General features: G+C 33.5%; 21 protein-coding genes and 1 tRNA gene. 7 read left to right on the forward strand and 15 right to left on the reverse strand.

The genetic code is table 11. The features are described from left to right. Positions 1–834: elongation factor Tu (locus AB9Q04_RS01185; protein ID WP_410023567.1), on the reverse strand; the 834-nt coding region annotated here is incomplete at its 3' end. A 126-nt stretch (positions 835–960) separates the two neighbouring features. Here AB9Q04_RS01185 and AB9Q04_RS01190 point away from each other — a divergent pair. Continuing rightward, positions 961–1,036, forward strand: a tRNA-Thr gene (locus AB9Q04_RS01190). Between the two features lie 138 nt (positions 1,037–1,174). Here AB9Q04_RS01190 and AB9Q04_RS01195 read toward each other — a convergent pair. Next, positions 1,175–3,532 carry a glycoside hydrolase family 3 protein gene (locus AB9Q04_RS01195; protein ID WP_410023568.1) on the reverse strand — a complete coding sequence of 786 codons (2,358 nt, stop codon included), beginning with the start codon at positions 3,530–3,532 and terminating at the stop codon, positions 1,175–1,177. 160 nt (positions 3,533–3,692) lie between these two features. On the opposite strand from AB9Q04_RS01195, the gene ypfJ reads away from it, so the two are divergent. Next, on the forward strand, positions 3,693–4,616 hold the full coding sequence (gene ypfJ, locus AB9Q04_RS01200; protein ID WP_410023569.1) for a KPN_02809 family neutral zinc metallopeptidase: 924 nt from the start codon (positions 3,693–3,695) through the stop codon (positions 4,614–4,616). Between the two features lie 24 nt (positions 4,617–4,640). Here the strand turns inward: ypfJ and AB9Q04_RS01205 are convergent, their stop codons facing one another. The 10 genes from AB9Q04_RS01205 to glmM all read right to left on the reverse strand — a co-directional run bounded on the left by AB9Q04_RS01205 (position 4,641) and on the right by glmM (position 10,379). After that, positions 4,641–5,084, reverse strand: coding sequence for a Fur family transcriptional regulator (locus AB9Q04_RS01205; protein WP_410023570.1), 444 nt, complete (start codon positions 5,082–5,084; stop codon positions 4,641–4,643). Positions 5,085–5,197: 113 nt separating this feature from the next. Then, complete coding sequence (rplL, locus tag AB9Q04_RS01210; protein WP_410023571.1) at positions 5,198–5,584, reverse strand: 50S ribosomal protein L7/L12; 387 nt, start codon at positions 5,582–5,584, stop codon at positions 5,198–5,200. A gap of 76 nt (positions 5,585–5,660) precedes the next feature. Next, entirely contained in the window at positions 5,661–6,242 is a 582-nt protein-coding gene (rplJ, locus tag AB9Q04_RS01215) for a 50S ribosomal protein L10 (protein ID WP_410023572.1), read from the reverse strand. Positions 6,243–6,442: 200 nt separating this feature from the next. Then, positions 6,443–7,156: a 50S ribosomal protein L1 gene (gene rplA, locus AB9Q04_RS01220; protein ID WP_410023573.1), complete on the reverse strand. Its 714-nt coding sequence runs from the start codon at positions 7,154–7,156 to the stop codon at positions 6,443–6,445. Between the two features lie 38 nt (positions 7,157–7,194). Beyond that, complete coding sequence (rplK, locus tag AB9Q04_RS01225) at positions 7,195–7,623, reverse strand: 50S ribosomal protein L11 (protein WP_410023574.1); 429 nt, start codon at positions 7,621–7,623, stop codon at positions 7,195–7,197. 60 nt (positions 7,624–7,683) lie between these two features. After that, positions 7,684–8,286, reverse strand: coding sequence for a transcription termination/antitermination protein NusG (gene nusG, locus AB9Q04_RS01230; RefSeq protein ID WP_410023575.1), 603 nt, complete (start codon positions 8,284–8,286; stop codon positions 7,684–7,686). A gap of 12 nt (positions 8,287–8,298) precedes the next feature. Continuing rightward, complete coding sequence (secE, locus tag AB9Q04_RS01235) at positions 8,299–8,481, reverse strand: preprotein translocase subunit SecE (protein WP_394011643.1); 183 nt, start codon at positions 8,479–8,481, stop codon at positions 8,299–8,301. 9 nt (positions 8,482–8,490) lie between these two features. Next, positions 8,491–8,640: a 50S ribosomal protein L33 gene (gene rpmG, locus AB9Q04_RS01240; RefSeq protein WP_410023576.1), complete on the reverse strand. Its 150-nt coding sequence runs from the start codon at positions 8,638–8,640 to the stop codon at positions 8,491–8,493. A gap of 76 nt (positions 8,641–8,716) precedes the next feature. Continuing rightward, positions 8,717–9,034, reverse strand: a complete 318-nt coding sequence (locus AB9Q04_RS01245; protein WP_410023577.1) for an aspartate 1-decarboxylase (aspartate alpha-decarboxylase) — start codon at positions 9,032–9,034, stop codon at positions 8,717–8,719. After that, complete coding sequence (gene glmM, locus AB9Q04_RS01250; RefSeq protein ID WP_410023578.1) at positions 9,027–10,379, reverse strand: phosphoglucosamine mutase; 1,353 nt, start codon at positions 10,377–10,379, stop codon at positions 9,027–9,029. The genes AB9Q04_RS01245 and glmM overlap by 8 nt, the downstream gene beginning before the upstream one ends. A gap of 119 nt (positions 10,380–10,498) precedes the next feature. Here glmM and AB9Q04_RS01255 point away from each other — a divergent pair, with 119 nt between their 5' ends. The 4 genes from AB9Q04_RS01255 to rsmI all read left to right on the forward strand — a co-directional run bounded on the left by AB9Q04_RS01255 (position 10,499) and on the right by rsmI (position 15,521). Beyond that, positions 10,499–11,923, forward strand: coding sequence for an aldehyde dehydrogenase family protein (locus AB9Q04_RS01255; RefSeq protein ID WP_410023579.1), 1,425 nt, complete (start codon positions 10,499–10,501; stop codon positions 11,921–11,923). A 67-nt stretch (positions 11,924–11,990) separates the two neighbouring features. Then, positions 11,991–12,692, forward strand: a complete 702-nt coding sequence (locus tag AB9Q04_RS01260) for a tRNA1(Val) (adenine(37)-N6)-methyltransferase (protein WP_410023580.1) — start codon at positions 11,991–11,993, stop codon at positions 12,690–12,692. Between the two features lie 75 nt (positions 12,693–12,767). Continuing rightward, a complete protein-coding gene (locus tag AB9Q04_RS01265; protein ID WP_410023581.1) occupies positions 12,768–14,633 on the forward strand; it encodes an FAD-binding protein in 1,866 nt (621 codons plus the stop codon). 66 nt (positions 14,634–14,699) lie between these two features. Further along, positions 14,700–15,521, forward strand: a complete 822-nt coding sequence (rsmI, locus tag AB9Q04_RS01270; RefSeq protein WP_410023582.1) for a 16S rRNA (cytidine(1402)-2'-O)-methyltransferase — start codon at positions 14,700–14,702, stop codon at positions 15,519–15,521. A 21-nt stretch (positions 15,522–15,542) separates the two neighbouring features. Here rsmI and AB9Q04_RS01275 read toward each other — a convergent pair whose 3' ends face one another. The 3 genes from AB9Q04_RS01275 to AB9Q04_RS01285 form a co-directional block, all read right to left on the reverse strand. After that, positions 15,543–16,526 (reverse strand): NAD(P)-dependent oxidoreductase, encoded by a 984-nt coding sequence (locus AB9Q04_RS01275; RefSeq protein ID WP_410023583.1) that lies wholly within the window; start codon positions 16,524–16,526, stop codon positions 15,543–15,545. Positions 16,527–16,613: 87 nt separating this feature from the next. Further along, the gene (rpsU, locus tag AB9Q04_RS01280; RefSeq protein ID WP_101540532.1) at positions 16,614–16,793 is read right to left on the reverse strand and encodes a 30S ribosomal protein S21; all 180 of its coding nucleotides are present in this window, start codon (positions 16,791–16,793) and stop codon (positions 16,614–16,616) included. A 59-nt stretch (positions 16,794–16,852) separates the two neighbouring features. Further along, positions 16,853–17,188, reverse strand: a complete 336-nt coding sequence (locus AB9Q04_RS01285) for a histidine triad nucleotide-binding protein (protein ID WP_410023584.1) — start codon at positions 17,186–17,188, stop codon at positions 16,853–16,855. Positions 17,189–17,328: 140 nt separating this feature from the next. Here AB9Q04_RS01285 and AB9Q04_RS01290 point away from each other — a divergent pair, with 140 nt between their 5' ends. Beyond that, the gene (locus tag AB9Q04_RS01290) at positions 17,329–18,000 is read left to right on the forward strand and encodes an NAD(P)H-binding protein (protein ID WP_394011652.1); all 672 of its coding nucleotides are present in this window, start codon (positions 17,329–17,331) and stop codon (positions 17,998–18,000) included. Positions 18,001–18,004 lie beyond the last annotated feature (4 nt).

Genomic DNA, 18,004 nt, shown 5'->3' on the forward strand with positions numbered 1-18,004 from the left:
GTTATCTCCTGATTCTGCTTGGTCTAGTTGTTTGTGGAACATTTCTACTCCAGTTACTACTGCTTCTGAAGTTTTGTCTTTTAGTCCTACGATTTCTACTGTATCGCCGACTTTTAGTGTTCCTTTTTCTACTCTACCTGTTGCTACTGTACCACGTCCTGAGATTGTCATTACGTCTTCTACTGGCATTAGGAATGGTTGGTCGTTGTCTCTTTCTGGGATGTCGAAGTATTCGTCTACTTCTTCCATTAGTTTTAGAATTTTATCTGCCCATTCGCCTTCTCCACCTTCTTGTAGTGATTTTAGGGCTGATCCTACTACTACTGGTGCTTCGTCTCCGTCGTATTCGTATTCGTTTAGTAGGTCTCTTACTTCCATTTCTACTAATTCGATTAGTTCATCATCATCTACTTGGTCTTGTTTGTTTAGGAATACTGCTATTTTTGGTATTCCTACTTGGCGTGCTAGTAGGATGTGTTCTCTTGTTTGTGGCATTGGACCGTCTGCTGCTGATACTACGATGATTGCACCGTCCATTTGTGCTGCTCCTGTGATCATGTTTTTAACGTAGTCGGCGTGGCCTGGAGCGTCGATGTGTGCGTAGTGTCTGTTTGCTGTTTCGTATTCTACTACTGATGTATTGATTGTGATTCCACGTTCTCTTTCTTCTGGTGCTTTATCGATGTTTTCATAATCGATTGCTTCACCTGTTCCGTATTTTTTGTTTAGAGCTTGTGTAATCGCTGCTGTTGTTGTTGTTTTACCGTGGTCTACGTGACCGATTGTTCCGATATTAATATGTGGTTTACTTCTGTCAAATTGTGCTTTAGACATTTTATCCTCCCAAATTTAATCATTTAAGATTATTCTACCATAAAAGAATAGAAAATTCTATATTTTGAAAATATTATTATTTTAATTTGCTTATCTTGTAAATATGGTGTATACTATATAAGTAATGCCACTTTAGCTCAGTAGGTAGAGCGCATCCATGGTAAGGATGAGGTCCTCGGTTCGATCCCGGGAAGTGGCTCCATTTTTTTGCTTAAAATTGTATATTTCAACATTTTAAATATTATTATTACATAATTTTGCACGCTTTTATGGATGTATATTAGTAACACGTTGGTAAATCAAATTAACGTATTTAAGAGGACAATTGTCCTCTTTTTATTTATAATTTTTTACTAACTATATAAGCTGATAAAGCTGTAACAAAGGTTACTATAATTCCTAACATACCGTTGATACCTGTAGTAGGGTTTAGTTTAGATTTTTCATTTTTATTTGCTTTATTGCTTTTTCTTACTTTTTGTTTAATATTAGCCTGCTCATTTACATCATCAACTAATTTTTTATCGGTTGTATTATTTGCTATTTCTTCTACACCTTTTAATTTTGTTTCTAAACCATAGCCTAGTTTATATGCTATCTCATCATTATATTCATAATTGTCTGTTAGACCTGGTACATCTACAGGTAATTTTCCAGTAGATGCTACTTTTCCAAATATTACATCTAATGAAAATGGAATATTTGGACCAAAAGTTTTTACTGGATCTTTACCTTTTTCTGTTGGATCCATTCCTTTTGACCCATAGGCTAGGACGTGGGCATCAGAATTTTTATACCTATCTAAATCATATGGCTTACCGATACTTATTATAGTAGACTTTTTATTATTTTCTTTTGCATAGCTTGTTAACATATCTGGAATTTGGGCTAGCCATTCATCTTTACTTAATTGTCCCGCCCTACCTATTTCGCTAACTCCTATTATATAATCGTAATCTTTTGCATATTGTTTGATTAAATCTTCTGCTTCATGTGGATTTTCTTTATAATTTTCAAAGGTAAATACATCTAGGACAACTTCTTTGTTTATAACTCCTTCAGCTTGAAGCTTTTCAAAACCATATTTAAATCCTGGTATTTCATTTTCGTAAGGAGTGTATATTAAAACTTTATCTCCTGCCTTTGGATATAATGGAAGGGTATCATTTAAATTTTTAGTTACAGTTATGGCCCTATCTGTTATTTCTCTTTGTTTATCAAAGTGTTCTTTATTTCCTACAACTTTTAAAGCATTATCTATCTTTTCTTCCAAAGGTTTATTATATTGATCTAAGTCTAATATGCCCCTTCTATACTTAAGATCTAGGATTCTATATACTGAATTATCAATTTGCTTTTCAGTAATGTTTCCTAAATCCAATTCATTTTTAATTCTGCCTACAATATTATCTAATTTTTCCAAATCAGCATTTTTTTGAAGTAAGGCTGGCATAAGGGGTATATCAACTCCTGCCTTTATAGCCATAACAACTGCATCTTCTTCTCCAAAATGATCTGCAATAGCCTGCATTTTCATAACATCAGTAATAACAATACCATCATAGTTCATTTTTTCTCTGATAATTCCTGTAATGATGTCATCAGAAAGTGTTGCAGGTATACCAACTACACTGCCATCTTTTTTTGAAATAGCTGTGTCTTTTTCAAGCTTTGGATAGGATATATGCGCTGTCATTATCATATCCACTCCATCATCAGCTGCTTTTTTAAATGGCACTAATTCTAATTTTTCTACTTCTTCATAGGTTTTATCCACAACTGGTAAGCCTAAATGACTATCAGTTTCAGTATCCCCATGGCCTGGGAAATGTTTTATAGCAGCTGATACTCCTTGATCTTGAATTCCTTTTACAACTTCTGAACCCAATTCCCCCACTAGCTTAGGGTCAGAAGAAATTGAACGTAAGCCTATAACAGGATTGTTTGGATTGTTATTGGTATCCGTAACAGGTGCAAAATTTACATTTATACCTAAGGCCTTTATTTCATCTGCAATAATTTTTCCGTATTCATAGGCTAGTTTTTTATCTTTTGTAGCACCTAAAGCCATATTGCCTGGCAAGGATGTACCAGTTCCAAGTCTTACAACTATACCTCCCTCTTGATCGATTGAAATTAATAAAGGATCTAAACCATTTTCAATAGCAGCTTTTTGTATGTTATGGGTAAGTTTTGTAGTTTGTTCTGTATCATGTACATTTTCTGCAAAAAGAATAATCCCACCAACTTTATATTTAATTATTGCATTTTTGATATCCTCATTTAATTCTGTAACTTCTTTAAGCTCTCCATTTTCATCTTCCCAATACCTAAATTCTAGCATAAGCATTTGACCAATCTTTTCATCTAAAGTCATATCTGCTATTTTATCTTCGATCTTCTTATCTTTAGCTATACTTTTAGTACTGGTGTCTTCTTTGACAACTTCTTTTTCTGGCTTCATCTCACTAGAGTTTTCTGTCTTAAAGTCTTGGTTATCGAGATTATTATTCTCTAAAGTTAAAGTATCTTCAGTGGAATCGGTGGCACTTTGATTAAGTATATCATCTAAGTTTTGTGCATCATATTCTATAACTTCTTTATTGGTATCATCAGATGCATGAACTAAATTATTTGGAGCTAAGCTAATACCTAGGGCTAAAAATAATGTCAGTCCATAATGGTAATTTTTATTCATTTACCCCTCCTTATATTTGTAATTTTAGTATAAAATGGAAATATAATTTAGTCAAGAAAACATTTGCATAAATTAGATACTATTTAACTTAATCTTAATTATAATTAAAGGCTACATATATTGGGTAATAAGTAATATATTAAAAATTATGGAGGAATATATGAAATGGGAAGATAGACGTAGGAGCTCAAATGTAAGACGAGGTCCTAGTATGAATACTCGCGGAGGCGGTGGCAGACGAGGATCCCGTGGCCCTATATTTATACCAACAGGTGGACGTGGAGGCCTGGGTGGTATCATTTTATTTTTTATTTTAATGGCCTTAATGAGAGGATTAACAGGTATAGGATCTAATGTAGGAACCGACAATAATAACCAAGGCCAATACCAAGAGCACGTTCAAGTAGATCAAAGGTCTAGCACTGATAACCAAGCTGGTGGACGCGATAGGCTTGAAGATTTCTTGGCTGTAGTATTAGCAGATACAGAAGATGTTTGGCATGCTAAGTTTGAAGAAATGAATGCAACTTATGAAGAACCAACTATGGTTCCATTTACAGGGAGTACAAGGTCAGCATGCGGGGTTGCTCAATCAAATATGGGTCCTTTTTACTGCCCATTAGATGAGAGTATTTATATAGATGTTGATTTTTATAATCAACTTGTAAATCAATTTGGGGCAGGCGGTGATTTTGCTTTTGCTTATGTCCTAGCCCACGAAGTAGGCCACCATGTACAAAATCAACTTGGTATCCTAGAGCAGACTAATAAACTTAGACAAACTTTATCTACTAAAGAATACAATAAATATTCTGTAGCCCAAGAGCTGCAAGCGGATTATTTTGGTGGATTATTTGCCTACTATGTAGAAGAGAAAGGATACTTAGAGCCTGGTGATATAGATGAAGCGATGAATGCTGCAGCAGCAATAGGTGATGATAAAATCCAAGAAATGGCTGGCAGAAATGTAAATGCGGATACCTTTACTCACGGATCATCAGCCCAAAGAAAAGAAGCCTTTGATTTAGGCTACCAGTATCATGATATAGAACATTCTATGGTATTTTTTGACAGAATCCAATAAAAAAAGACCTCAGCTGAGGTCTTTTTATTTGCATTTAGGACATAGTCCCCTATAAACTATTTCTTCTAATTGGATGTCGTAATCAGCTAGTTCATCAGGTAGGTTATGGTCGATTACTTCAAAATCACCTATACTACCACAGTTTTCACAGATAAAATGTCCATGAAATCTTTTCCTAAATTCATATCTCTTACTATTCATATTAAAGTCTAATTCTTTAACTATCTTTTTATTAGAAAAAAGATTAAGCGTATTATACACTGTAGCTTGTGATATAACTGGATCGATTTCTTTTAAATCTTTATAAATTTTTTCCGCTGTAGGATGGGTGTGATTTAAAACTAAATAATCAAGTATTAGAAGTCTTTGATGGGATAATCTTATATCATTTGCTTCCAATAATTTTTTTAATTCATTCATTCTATTTTCGGTATTGAGATTTTTCATCTCCTCAAGCTTAGTTTCCATAGCACCCCTTTCTTTTTATTAGTATACAGCAATATAAGACTAAATCAATGTTTAAAATATTTAAAAGAAAAAAGACTCTACAAGAGAGCCTTCTTAATAAACTATTTAAAAACTTATGCAAGTTCTACTTCTGCACCAGCTTCTTCTAATTGAGATTTTAAAGCTTCTGCATCGTCTTTTGAAAGTTTTTCTGCTACTGTTGCAGGTGCACCATCAACTAATGCTTTAGCTTCTTTAAGTCCTAGACCAGCAGCATCTTTAACAACTTTGATTACGTTGATTTTAGCTTGTCCAGCTGATTTAAGAACTACATCAAATTCTGATTTTTCTTCTTCTGCTGCTTCTCCACCAGCTGCTGCTGCTCCTGGAGCTGCTGCAACTACTGCTGCTTGAGCTGTTACGTCGAATTCTTCTTCGATTGCATGTACTAGGTCAGATAGTTCTAGTACTGTAAGTTCTTTAATATCTTCTAATAATTGTGTTACTTTTTCGCTTGCCATTTTAATTCTCCTTTTATTGTTTATTCTTCAGCATCGCTTTTTGCGTTTTTATACTTAATTTTAACTTTATTACTTGTTATTCAGCTGTAGTTTCTTCTACTTCTTCTGCTACTTCACCATTTTCTTCTTTTTTAACGCGTACTGTATCAAGAGCAAGGGCAATTTTAGCAATTGTATTATTAAGGTCACCAACAAGTGCTTGAATTGGTGATTGTAATACATTTGCAAGCATTGAGTAAAGAACGTCTTTGCTTGGTAATGAAGCAATTGCAGTCATTTGTTCGCCTGTTTGGATGTTGCCATCTACAAGACCAGCCTTGATTAAAAGTTTTTCTTTTTCATCATCTCCAGCTTTTCTGTAATCAACAGCAACTTTTGGGCCTGTAACAGAATCTTCGTTTGAGAAGATTAATGCGTTTGTTCCTTTTAGTTCACTAACGATATCATTGTATCCAAGTTCTTCAAAAGCAAATCTCATCATTGTGTTCTTGTAAACTTTATATTCTGAGTTACCTTCTCTAAACTTTGTACGAAGATCAGTGACTTCTTGAACATCCATTCTATCAAAACCAACAAGTGTTACAGATTTTGAGTTTTCAATTTTTTCTTTAATTTCATTAACAACTTCTTGTTTAGCTGCTATAGCTTTTTCGCTCACTATTTCACCTCCTAAAGGCTTTTTGGTAGGTATTAAAAAATCCCCACTAAAGTAAGCATATTAAATATGCTTACACCGGTGGGGATGTAAGTTTCATTTATCCCACCTATACGCAATTATTAAACATTGATGTCTGCGTAGTCTTTGGTAGCCTGTTTATTTGACTATGATATTATATCACAGATTTTTAATTTTGCAAATTATTTTTTGTCTACTAAATCCATTACTCTTTGAGGTGATAGTTTTACACCAGGTCCCATAGTTGATGCTACTGTTACTGATCTAATGTATCTACCTTTTGATGATGCTGGTTTATCTTTTACAATTGCTGTAAGTAAAGCTCTGATGTTTTCAGCAAGTTTTTCTTGACCAAATGAAACTTTTCCTGTTGGAACGTGGATTAAGTTTGCTTTGTCAGTTCTGTATTCTACTTTACCTGCTTTGATTTCTTCGATAGCTTGTTTTACATCCATTGTAACTGTACCAGTTTTTGGGTTAGGCATAAGTCCTTGTGGTCCAAGTACCCTACCAATTTTACCAACTGTAGCCATCATATCTGGTGTAGCAATTACTACATCAAAGTCTAACCAGTTTTCATTTTGGATTCTTTCTGCTAATTCGTCTCCACCTGCATAGTCTGCACCTGCTGCTAGAGCTTCATCGATTCTATCTTCTTTTACGAAAGCAAGGATTTTTTGTTCTTTACCTGTTCCGTGTGGAAGGATGATTGTTCCTCTAACTTGTTGGTCAGCGTGACGGCTGTCAACACCAAGTTTTAAGTGAAGTTCTACAGTTTCATCAAATTTTGCTTTTGCTGATTTTTCAACAATGTCTAATGCGTCATTTAATTCATATTCTAGTGTATTGTCATATGAATTTTTAGATTCTAAATATTTTTTTCCTCTTTTTGCCATTTAATTCCTCCTTGTGGTAAATCGAGTTGCCTCTCCCACTAATCTTCTACAGTAACTCCCATAGATCTTGCTGTTCCTGCTATCATGCTTACTGCTGCTTCTAAACTAGCTGCATTAAGGTCTTTCATTTTTGTTTGAGCAATCTCTTCTAGTTGGCTTCTTTTAATTGATCCAACTTTGTTTTTGTTTGGCTCACCTGAACCTTTGTTTAGGTTGATAGCTTTTTTGATTAATACTGGTGCTGGTGGTGTTTTTGTAATAAATGTAAAGCTTCTATCCGTAAATACTGTAAGCTCTACCGGTATTATCATTCCAGCTTGATCTGCTGTTTGTGAATTAAATGCTTGTACAAAGTCCATAATGTTAATTCCGTGTGGACCTAGTGCTGTACCTACTGGTGGTGCTGGAGATGCTGCTCCTGCTGGTACTTGTAATTTAACTACTGCTTGTACTTCTTTATCTGCCATAATTTACCTCCTTGTGGTCATAGCGGGGGTTTGCCCTCCCACGTTCTAGCAGTTATAAAACTAAATTGTTTCGATATCTGTAAATTCTAAGTCTATTGAAGTATCACGACCAAAAATATCTACAAAGGCTTTTATAGTTTGTTTTTCGGCATCTACTTCTGTAACTTCACCTACAAAGTCCTTAAAAGGACCTGCAATGATATTTACATTATCTCCTACGGCTACATTGATATCCATGATTGGTTTTTTCTCTTTTACACCAAATTTTCTAACTTCTGCTGGTGTAAGTGGCACAGGTTTTCTATCTGGGCCTACAAAACCGGTTACTCCTTGGGTATTTCTAATGATGTACCAAGATTTGTTGGTTACATTCATTTTTACCATTACATAGCCTGGGAATAATTTTCTAGTTTTTACTTTTTTCTGATCGTTTTTTACTTCCACGTATTCTTCTGTTGGCACTGTTACATCAATGATATCTGGGTTTTGATCATTATCAATCATTGATCTAATCTTATCGCAAACCCTATTTTCATAACCTGTGTAGGTATGAACTACATACCATTTTGCCTTTTCAGAAGCTTCGCTTGTTTCTTCTACTGTATCTTCTACAGCTTCTGCTTGATCTTCTAAAGGTTCGTTTCTGTCAAAAGAATCTGTCATCATGCACCTACATTAAATTATGAAACCTAATAGGTTTGCAAATAACATATCTAATAGCCAAATCACAACTCCTGTTATAGCACTAATAGCTAAAACTAATAGTGTATATTGAAGGGTAGTTTGTTTATCTGGCCATTGAATTTTTTTTCTTTCTCTGCTGACAGAGGCGAAAAAACCTTCATCTTTTTTTGCCATTATTTGCTCCTATTTTGTTTCTCTATGCAATGTATGTTTTTTACAGAATGGGCAATACTTATTTAACTCAAGTCTTTCTTGATGAGTCTTTTTGTTTTTTGTAGTATCATAGTTTCTGTTTTTGCATTCAGTACATTCTAATTTTACTTTATCTGCCATTAAAACACCTCCTAATTTTATATACGGATAATTCCTACAAGTGATAATAATACCATCCTTACATAGCTTTGTCAACTTAAATTTCTTCTAATTTCTCGTAAAAAGATATGCGTCTAGCTACTAGAAATTTTCTTAAATCATCAAGATCATGGTTAGAAAAACATTGATCTTGATAACCTAATAAAATTTCTTCTATATCTGGTAGGACATAAACATCCTCATCAAACATTTTTCCAAGGTATATATCCTCCCTATCATAATAAACTTCTGGAGGATAATCTTCTAATTTTGATGTATCAAAAATAACAAAGCTATCATTTGAATAAACTTTATCTTTTACTATTAAAACTCTTTCCTTTGGATCTATAAGTCTGCCTGTTTTAAAATCACGCATCTATACTCAAACCTTCTTTTTTTATAGTATCTACTATTTTCTGACAAGAATTTTTTGCAATCTCATCAGTCTCTGCTTCAACCATTACCCTAATAAGTGGTTCTGTTCCGCTAGCTCTTACTAAAACTCTACCAGTATCTGCTAGCTCATTTGTAACTTGGTCTACCATTTCTTTTACTACTTTATTATTTAAGGTGGCTTCTTTATCTTTTACATTTACATTTAGCATGGTTTGTGGATATATTTTTAAATCACGAGTTAGGGACTTAAGGTCAGATTTTTGATCAATCATAGCTTCCATTATCCTTAGAGAAGTCAATATCCCATCACCTGTTGTAGCATATTTTCTAAATATTATATGGCCAGATTGTTCCCCACCGATTTCATAGTCATTTTCATCCATGGCTTGGTGAACATATTTATCACCTACTTGGGTTTTTTCATATTCTATACCTAAATTATCAAGGGCTTTATAAAGGCCAATGTTACTCATAACTGTAGTAACTACAGTATTTGATGGAAGTTTGCCCTCATCTTTCATATGTTTAGCGCATACATAAAGGATAGAATCTCCATCCACAATATTGCCCTCACTATCAATGGCTATACATCTATCAGCATCCCCATCAAAAGCAAAGCCTACATCAAGTTTATTTTCTAAAACGAATTTTTGTAGATGTTTGATATGGGTTGAGCCCGCATCCACATTTATATTAAAACCATTTGGCTTATCATTCATTACATAGGTATCAGCTCCTAGGGCATCATACACGGGTTTTGCAATGGTAAAGCTTGCTCCATTTGCACAATCTAGTCCTACTTTGATACCCTCAAAAGACTTATCTACTGTTTGGATTAAAAAGGCAATATATCTATTTCTACCTCCGATAAAGTCAACAGTACGTCCTATATCTTCTCCAACTGCAAGGTCAATATCATTTATGTCGCTATCTATATAGTCTTCTAGTTTTTCTAGGAAATCATCTTTCATTTTTTCCCCATTAGCATCTATAATTTTGATTCCATTATCATAGTAAGGATTGTGGCTGGCTGTAATCATGACCCCACAATCAAAATCCTCACTCCTTGCTATATATGATACGGATGGAGTTGGTGTTACGTGTAAGAGGTGGGCATTTGCTCCTGATGAAGTAATACCTGCTGCCAGAGCATCTTCAAACATGTAAGATGACCTTCTAGTGTCCTTTCCTATTACGATTTTTCCGTTATAACCATTTTTTTTATTAAAATAATCTCCTAAAAATCTTCCTATTTTAAAAGCATGGTAGACATTTAGTCCTTTATTTGCTTCTCCTCTAAAACCATCGGTTCCAAAATATTTCATAAAACCTCCTCATATGTAAAACTATTTTATCTATAGATTTATTATACACTTTGAGTGCACTTTCAAAAATAATATGGTTATCAAAATTGGATAAGGGTACAATTGAACTGAGGTGAATTATGAAATTAGAAACTTTAAACAATGAAAAATTTTATATAAATGGCGAATATGTTGCAGGTGCTAGTGGTGAATTTATAGATGTAGAAAACCCAGCTACAGAAGAAATTTTTGCAAAAATCCCTAGTGCTAATGAAGAAGATATAAATAAAGCTGTAGATGCTGCTTATGATGCTTTTCCAGCTTGGTCAAAAACCCCTCTTGAAGAAAGAGTAGCTTTAGTAAAAAAACTTAACCAATGGATGGACGAGCACCAAGATGATTTTGATGAATTAATTTTATTAGAACTTGGTATTCCAATACATGTTGGACACGGATCCCAAGTAGGTAGACAAGTTGGCCGTGCTGATGTATTTATTGAACAAGTACAAAATATAGATTTAGAAACTCCAATGGAAGGTGGAATTTTAGTTCGTGAACCAATAGGTGTAGTAGCATCTATAACACCATGGAATTATCCATTAGGGCAAATTATTCAAAAAGTAATCCCTGCTCTAGTATCAGGATGTACAGTTGTACAAAAACCAGCTACAAACACTCCTTTATCTGCATACTTACTTGCAAAAGGTATTGATGAAGTAGGTTTCCCAAAAGGTATATTTAACCTAATAACTGGTCAAGGATCTGAAGTTGGAGATATATTAAATAAGCATCCCAAAGTTGCTATGATTTCCTACACAGGATCTCTTGCAGGTGGTGCTGCTTCAGCTAAAGCTGGAATGGATACTGCAAAAAAAGTTGTTCTAGAACTAGGCGGTAAGTCTCCAGCAGTATTTATAAAAGGAGCTAATATAAAAGAAGGTGTTGAACAAGTACTAAATACTGTTTATAAAAACATCGGACAAACTTGCTCTTGCCTATCACGCGCTGTTGTTACAGAAGATATATATGATAAAGTATTAGAAGAATTCTTAAAGCAATACGAAAACTATCCAGTGGGTGACCCAAAAGATGAATCAACAGTAGTAGGACCACTTTCAAGTGAAAAGCAATTTGAAAGAGTAAAATATTATATCGAAAAAGGTATAGAAGAAGGTGCAGAATTAATTCGTGGCGAAGTACCAGAAAAATCTGGGAAAGGTTATTACGTAAAACCTGCTATATTTACTAATGTAAAACCTGGAATGATCATCCATGATGAAGAAATATTTGGACCAGTTTTATCAATTGTAAAAGTAAAAGATGTTGATGAAGCTATTGAAGTAGCAAACGCAGTAGACTACGGTCTATCTTCAGCAGTATTTGGTGAAAATGAAAAAGCCTTAGAAGTTGCTAAAGAAATAAAAGCTGGAGAATGCTATGTAAATACATCACAAAAAGGACCAAACCTACCATTTGGTGGTTACAAACAATCAGGTATCGGCCGTGAAGGTGGACTATACGGATTATTAGAATACTACGAATTAAAATCAATTTATACCAAATAAATTAAAAAATCTTTAAGAAGAGCTTAGGCTCTTCTTTTTTTATGCCAAAGTATACTATAATGAAAGTATGAGAAAATTAGATTACATACCAAAAACAGATATAAAAATGATCCATGTAGATAAGTCCTACACTTTTGGAGTTGATTCCATAATTTTATTGGACTTTGCAAGAATGAAGAAAAATAAAACTCTAGCTGATATAGGCAGTGGCTCCGGAATTCTTAGTCTTGGATCTAATAGTTATTATGATTTAGAGAAAGTTTATGCCATAGAGATTCAAAAGGAAAAGGCAAAACTACTTAAAGAAAATTTAATTCTAAACAAAATTTCTAATATAGAAATTATAAATGAGGACTTAAATAAAGTTAACCTTGGCACAAATACTCTAGATTATATCATAACCAACCCTCCCTACTACAAAATTACAGATAATATCGGAAACAAAAATGAAGAGTTTCTTATATCCCGCCAAGAAAAATATCTAATTCTAACAAATATTTTTGACTTTGCAAATAAAACTTTAAAAGATAGAGGGAAAATGTTTATGATCCATAAGCCAGAACGCATGGTAGAAATCTTTAAAGAATCAGGCAACCTCAAGCCAAAAAGAATAAAATTTGTTCATTCCACATATGATAAAAAGCCCCAGTTTATTTTGATTGAATTTGTAAAAAATGCCAATGATGGAATAAAAATTGAAGATCCACTAATAATCTATGAAAATGGGAACTATAGTCAGCAAATGAAGATTATAAATGGCCTGATTTAATTCCTATAAAATTTGTAATATATTGTTAAAAGTGTTAAAATATTGTTGAAAAATTATATCATATTAGGAGGAAATATGAAAATTAATCAACTTAAACCATTAGTTCTAGCCCTGTCACTATCATTGGTTTTTGCTGGTTGTGATAATAATGCAAATACGAATGAGCAAAAGCCAGAAAATGAACAGAGTGAACAAGTAGAAGAAACCACAAAAGTTGAGGAAGAAGCTACTAGCGAAGGAAATACAGAAAAAAATTCTGAGGAAGCTGAAGATGAGAAGGCTGACTCAAAAGATAAAAAAGAGAATAGTACATCCTTAAAAGATGGTACATATAAGGCAAGTGCTAACGGCTATGACCGTGAAATAAATCTAGAAGTAACAATTGCAGATGGCAAAATCTCAGACATAGAACTTTTAGAAAATCACGAGACAGATGCTGTTATAAACAGAGCATTTCCTATAATCAAAGAAAGAATAATAAAAGCAAATAGCCCAGATGTAGACTCTGTATCTGCTGCTACTTACTCAACAACAGCTATTAAGCAAGCAACATTATCTGCATTAGAAGAAGCTGGACTTGAAAAAGATTCTATAAAAGTAACCAATTCTACAGGCTATGAAGAAGATAGAGAATTATCTGAAGCAGAAGATAAAACTACGAACCTTCTTGTAATCGGTGCTGGCCCTGCTGGCCTTTCTTCAGCTATTCAAGCTAAACAAGATGGCGTAGAAAACGTAACTGTTATCGAAAAAATGGATATCTTAAGTGGTAACGGTAAATTTGATATGAACTTCTTTGACATGGCTAATTCTGAAGCTATGAAAGCAAATAATAACGAAGTAACTAAAGAAGAATACAAAGAAAATTACCTAGAAAAATCTTGGGACAGCGAAGAAAGAATCGATGCTGTTACAGATGGAGCTTTTGAAGTTGATAGTTGGTTAAGAGACCAAGGTATAGAACTTGACCATAACTTTGGTGAAGATGGATCTATGAATCACATGGCCAAAGAAGATGAATATGCTGGTGACTATATTCAAACAAAATTAGAAGCAACCGCAAAAGAACTTGGTGTGGACATAATTCCAGGAACAAAAGCTACAGATTTACTAATAGAAGATGGTAAAGCAACTGGAGCAGTAGTAGAAGATAAGGAAAATACTTATAATATAAATGCTACATCTACAGTTATTGCAACAGGTGGTTTCTCTAATAATCCTGATTTATTAGCAGAGTATATACCAGGAGCAGAAGAGATCCCTACATCAAACCAAATGGGTGCAACTGGTGACTTTGTAGAAATAGCTAAAAATCACAACATCAAATTAGACGATATGGAAAAACCATCCATCTTCCCTAAAATCTTAGATCCTAGACGTGACCTTACTGGTGCTTTTGATAGTAATTTTATTTTTGTAAATGAAAATGGAGAAAGATTTATAGATGAAACTAGTGGTGGTGTAGAATACGGTCAAGAAATGATGAAAAATCGCCCAGTATACTACATCTTTGATGAAGCAGCAAGGGATTCTTTCTATAGACTAACAAGTCAAGTAGAAAAAGGTTATATAGCAGAATACGATAATATAGAATCTTTAGCTGAAGCAATTGGATGTGAAGCTGATACTCTAAAAGAAACATTTGATACCTACAATAAAGCTGTAAAAGATGAAATTGATGATCCATTTAGAGAAGAAGCGTCAGAAGAGGAAATAAATACAGACGGCAAATTATATTGTGTAACAGTTACCCCTGCAGTTCATATGACAAAAGGTGGTATAGTTGCCAATGAAAAAGCCCAAGTACTAGATAATGAAAATAACATTATCGAAGGCTTATACGCAGCAGGTGAAGTAACAGATACATCTGGTGCTTACTCATCAGCAGTAATATTTGGTAGAATATCTGGTAAATCAGCAGCAGAAAATATCAATAAATAAGATTTTAAAAACGCGTCTAATTTGTTTTAGGCGTGTTTTTTGATACAATAAATTAAAGGAGTTTTTATGGACTATCAAATTTATTTTATTCCTACACCAATAGGAAATCTTGACGATATGACAATTAGGGCAATTAATACCCTAAAAGAAGTAGATATTGTAGCCTGCGAAGACACTAGGGAAAGTAAAAAGCTACTAGACCATTATGGCATAAATAAACCCCTTACCTCCTACCATAAATTTAACGAAACAAGTAAGAGTATAGAAATAATAGAAAATGTCAATGCTGGTAAAACTTATGGAATAATAACTGACCAAGGCATGCCTGGTATATCAGACCCAGGTCATATCCTTATAAAAAAATGTATAGAAGAAAATATTTCATATACAATTTTACCAGGAGCAAGCTCGATAATAACTGCCCTTGTAGGATCAGGACTAGATAATGACCGCTTCTCTTATTATGGTTTCATTCCAAAGAAAAATGGAGATAAAAAGAAATTATATCAAGAATTAGAAAATGAATATAAAACATCAATCTTATTTGATACCCCTCACAACTTAGAAAATACTCTTAATGATTTTAAAGAATATTTTGCTGACCGCAAACTTTGTATAGCCCGTGAGCTTACAAAAAAGTTTGAGGAATATGTATTAGAAGATATAACTGATATAAAAATTGAAGATATAACCTTAAAAGGCGAATTTGTTCTGATTTTATCTGGCAAAGTTGAAAGCGAGGATGCTGACATAAGTGCTTATGAGGATGAGATTAAAAAACAAATAGATGAGGGACTTAGGACAAAGGATATAGTTAAAAATATAAAAAGAGTAAGTGATTTCTCAAAAAATGAAATCTATGAATACGTCTTATCTTTAAATAAATAAATCGGGCGAAGTGCCCGATTTTTAATTTACTCTATTTTCAGAATCCCCTGTTTTTATAACTTCTACTGCGCTATCGAGGGCATATTTCATTTGATTTTCTAAAGCAGTATCAGTAAAAAATGCTATGTGACTATACATATCTACTTTAGGATGATTAAGCAGCGTATCAAATAATTTATCATCATAGTCTGGATTATTTTTACCATAAATACCATCTTCATTTTCATAAACATCTAGGGCTGCTCCATCAATTTTGCCATCATCTATAGCATCTAATAAGGCTTTTGTATCTATAAGTCCTCCACGAGATGTATTTACTATTAGTGCCCCATCTTTCATTTTATCAAAAGCATCTTTATCAAATTGGTGGAAATTTTCATCAACTAGGGCCGCATGAATAGAAAAAATATCTGATTTTTCTAAAAGTTCATCAAATTCTACAAAGTCTACTGTGTTTTTTGCATAAGATTTTGGGTGAGGAGTTGTAGCTATTATCTTTACTCCAAACGGTTTTAAGCCTTCAGCAACTAAGTAACCAATGGTTCCTAGACCATAGATACCAACTGTTTTTCCTCTTAAAGTTTTACCTAGTTTATTTTCACTAAAGCGAAAATCTTTTTTCTCCATATCATTTTGGATCTCACTATCTTTTTTAAGTAGTTTTAAAATCATCATTACGGTAAATTCGGCAATTGATTCTGGAGAATAATCTGGTGTATTAGTTACTACTAGTCCAGCTTCATTTGCTTTTTCTAAATTTATCCTGTCATAGCCAACGGATGTTATAGAAATTTGTTTTATACCATAATCAGCAATCTTTTGATACATATCATCACTAAGTTTACTTGATGCTGCTAGCACTAACCCATCAGCATCCTCTAATCTTGAAATGTTTTCATTATTTATAGGTTCATCTACTATATCTACTTCTATATTATTTTTTTCTTCCCATTGTTTGATGTATTTTATAGAAAGAGAATTAGGTTTATATATGCAAATTTTCATTCCTAGCTCCTTTAAAAGTTTAAATAGTATCTCTACCCTATTTTTAAGCAAAATAAAAAGAACCCTAAGGTTCTTTAAATTATAAAATTATTTTTTTCTGTTTTTTCTTTTAGCTGCGTCATTTTTTTTCTTTTTAATAACGCTTGGTTTTTCGTAGTGTTCTCTTCTTCTGTATTCAGAAAGTACACCGGATCTTGCGCATTGTCTTTTGAATCTTTTAATTGCACTATCGATTGATTCGTTTTCTCCAACTTTAATTTCTGTCATCTCTATCCCCCCTCTCGTATTACACAAAAATTTTTTCAGATTCTATTGTGGATTACATTTTAGCCTGGAGGCCAGTGAAATGCTCTGCCACCTAGAACGTGAAAATGCAAGTGAGGAACTGTTTGTCCCCCGTCTTCGCCGATATTTGTAACAACTCTATAGCTTTCCAGATTATTTTCTGCAGCTAATTTTTGGATAGCCAGCATAATTCTACCTATAAGAGCGCTGTCACTTTCTTCTACCTGCGCTAAACTTGTTATGTGCTTTTTTGGTATAACAAGAAAATGGATAGGTGCTTGTGGATCTAAATCATTAAAGGCAATTATGTCTTCATCTTCGTAGATTTTGTCACTAGGAATTTCTCCTGCTGCAATCTTACAAAATACACAATCCATACTTCACCCCCATTAGTATATATTCTACCACAATAAAAAAAGCGAGTCAATAAATTACATTGATAAATGCACATCTTTTATGTAAATATTTTTAATTAGGGTATACAATAAATAATGACTTTGAAAAGAAAGGATATATAATGAAAATTTTAATTTTAGGTTCTAATGGTGGAGTTGGAAGTAAAGTAACTAAGCTTCTAAAAGAGTCCAATGCAGATTTTACAGCAAGTGTAAGAGATGAAAAAAAGTTAGAAGAACTTAAAGCTAGTGATATAGATGCAAAATTAATTGATGTTGCCAAAGACTCTATAGATGATATGGTAGAAAGTTTTAAAGGTTATGATAAAGTATTATTTACTATAGGAGCTGGTGGTAAGGGTGGTGCTGAAACTACTGTTAAAGTTGACCTAGATGGTGCTGTCAAAACTATGGAGGCTGCTAAAAAAGCAGGAGTTGACCAATACTATATGGTTTCTACCTGGGACTCATCAAGAGAAGCTGTAGAAAATCCAGATGACCCAATCAAAACCTATACAATTTGCAAACACTATGCAGATTTGTATCTAAAAAATAATTCTGGATTAACTTATACTATAATTCACCCATCAAGCTTAAATGATAATCCTGGTCAGGGAACTATCGAAGTAACTGACACCCACTCAACAAAAGTAGCAGGTGATCAGTCTATATCTCGTAGTGATGTCGCTAAAGTAGTTGCAAAGTTACTTTTAAGCGATGGATACAAAAACGAAGAAATTCAAATTGCAGCTGGAGATACTGATATAGATGAAGCTTTAGAAGATATAAAATAGCAAG

Origin of the sequence: Anaerococcus groningensis, assembly GCF_046365465.1 — a bacterium.
GTDB classification, from domain to species: domain Bacteria; phylum Bacillota; class Clostridia; order Tissierellales; family Peptoniphilaceae; genus Anaerococcus; species Anaerococcus groningensis.

What these genes read in the sequence shown, in the direction of transcription:
- AB9Q04_RS01195 (WP_410023568.1), bottom strand. Translation starts at nt 3,532, where the DNA reads ATGAATAAAAATTACCATTATGGACTGACATTATTTTTAGCCCTAGGT.
- ypfJ (WP_410023569.1), top strand. Translation starts at nt 3,693, where the DNA reads ATGAAATGGGAAGATAGACGTAGGAGCTCAAATGTAAGACGAGGTCCT.
- AB9Q04_RS01205 (WP_410023570.1), bottom strand. Translation starts at nt 5,084, where the DNA reads ATGGAAACTAAGCTTGAGGAGATGAAAAATCTCAATACCGAAAATAGA.
- rplL (WP_410023571.1), bottom strand. Translation starts at nt 5,584, where the DNA reads ATGGCAAGCGAAAAAGTAACACAATTATTAGAAGATATTAAAGAACTT.
- rplA (WP_410023573.1), bottom strand. Translation starts at nt 7,156, where the DNA reads ATGGCAAAAAGAGGAAAAAAATATTTAGAATCTAAAAATTCATATGAC.
- rplK (WP_410023574.1), bottom strand. Translation starts at nt 7,623, where the DNA reads ATGGCAGATAAAGAAGTACAAGCAGTAGTTAAATTACAAGTACCAGCA.
- nusG (WP_410023575.1), bottom strand. Translation starts at nt 8,286, where the DNA reads ATGACAGATTCTTTTGACAGAAACGAACCTTTAGAAGATCAAGCAGAA.
- secE (WP_394011643.1), bottom strand. Translation starts at nt 8,481, where the DNA reads ATGGCAAAAAAAGATGAAGGTTTTTTCGCCTCTGTCAGCAGAGAAAGA.
- rpmG (WP_410023576.1), bottom strand. Translation starts at nt 8,640, where the DNA reads ATGGCAGATAAAGTAAAATTAGAATGTACTGAATGCAAAAACAGAAAC.
- AB9Q04_RS01245 (WP_410023577.1), bottom strand. Translation starts at nt 9,034, where the DNA reads ATGCGTGATTTTAAAACAGGCAGACTTATAGATCCAAAGGAAAGAGTT.
- glmM (WP_410023578.1), bottom strand. Translation starts at nt 10,379, where the DNA reads ATGAAATATTTTGGAACCGATGGTTTTAGAGGAGAAGCAAATAAAGGA.
- AB9Q04_RS01255 (WP_410023579.1), top strand. Translation starts at nt 10,499, where the DNA reads ATGAAATTAGAAACTTTAAACAATGAAAAATTTTATATAAATGGCGAA.
- AB9Q04_RS01260 (WP_410023580.1), top strand. Translation starts at nt 11,991, where the DNA reads ATGAGAAAATTAGATTACATACCAAAAACAGATATAAAAATGATCCAT.
- AB9Q04_RS01265 (WP_410023581.1), top strand. Translation starts at nt 12,768, where the DNA reads ATGAAAATTAATCAACTTAAACCATTAGTTCTAGCCCTGTCACTATCA.
- rsmI (WP_410023582.1), top strand. Translation starts at nt 14,700, where the DNA reads ATGGACTATCAAATTTATTTTATTCCTACACCAATAGGAAATCTTGAC.
- AB9Q04_RS01275 (WP_410023583.1), bottom strand. Translation starts at nt 16,526, where the DNA reads ATGAAAATTTGCATATATAAACCTAATTCTCTTTCTATAAAATACATC.
- rpsU (WP_101540532.1), bottom strand. Translation starts at nt 16,793, where the DNA reads ATGACAGAAATTAAAGTTGGAGAAAACGAATCAATCGATAGTGCAATT.
- AB9Q04_RS01285 (WP_410023584.1), bottom strand. Translation starts at nt 17,188, where the DNA reads ATGGATTGTGTATTTTGTAAGATTGCAGCAGGAGAAATTCCTAGTGAC.
- AB9Q04_RS01290 (WP_394011652.1), top strand. Translation starts at nt 17,329, where the DNA reads ATGAAAATTTTAATTTTAGGTTCTAATGGTGGAGTTGGAAGTAAAGTA.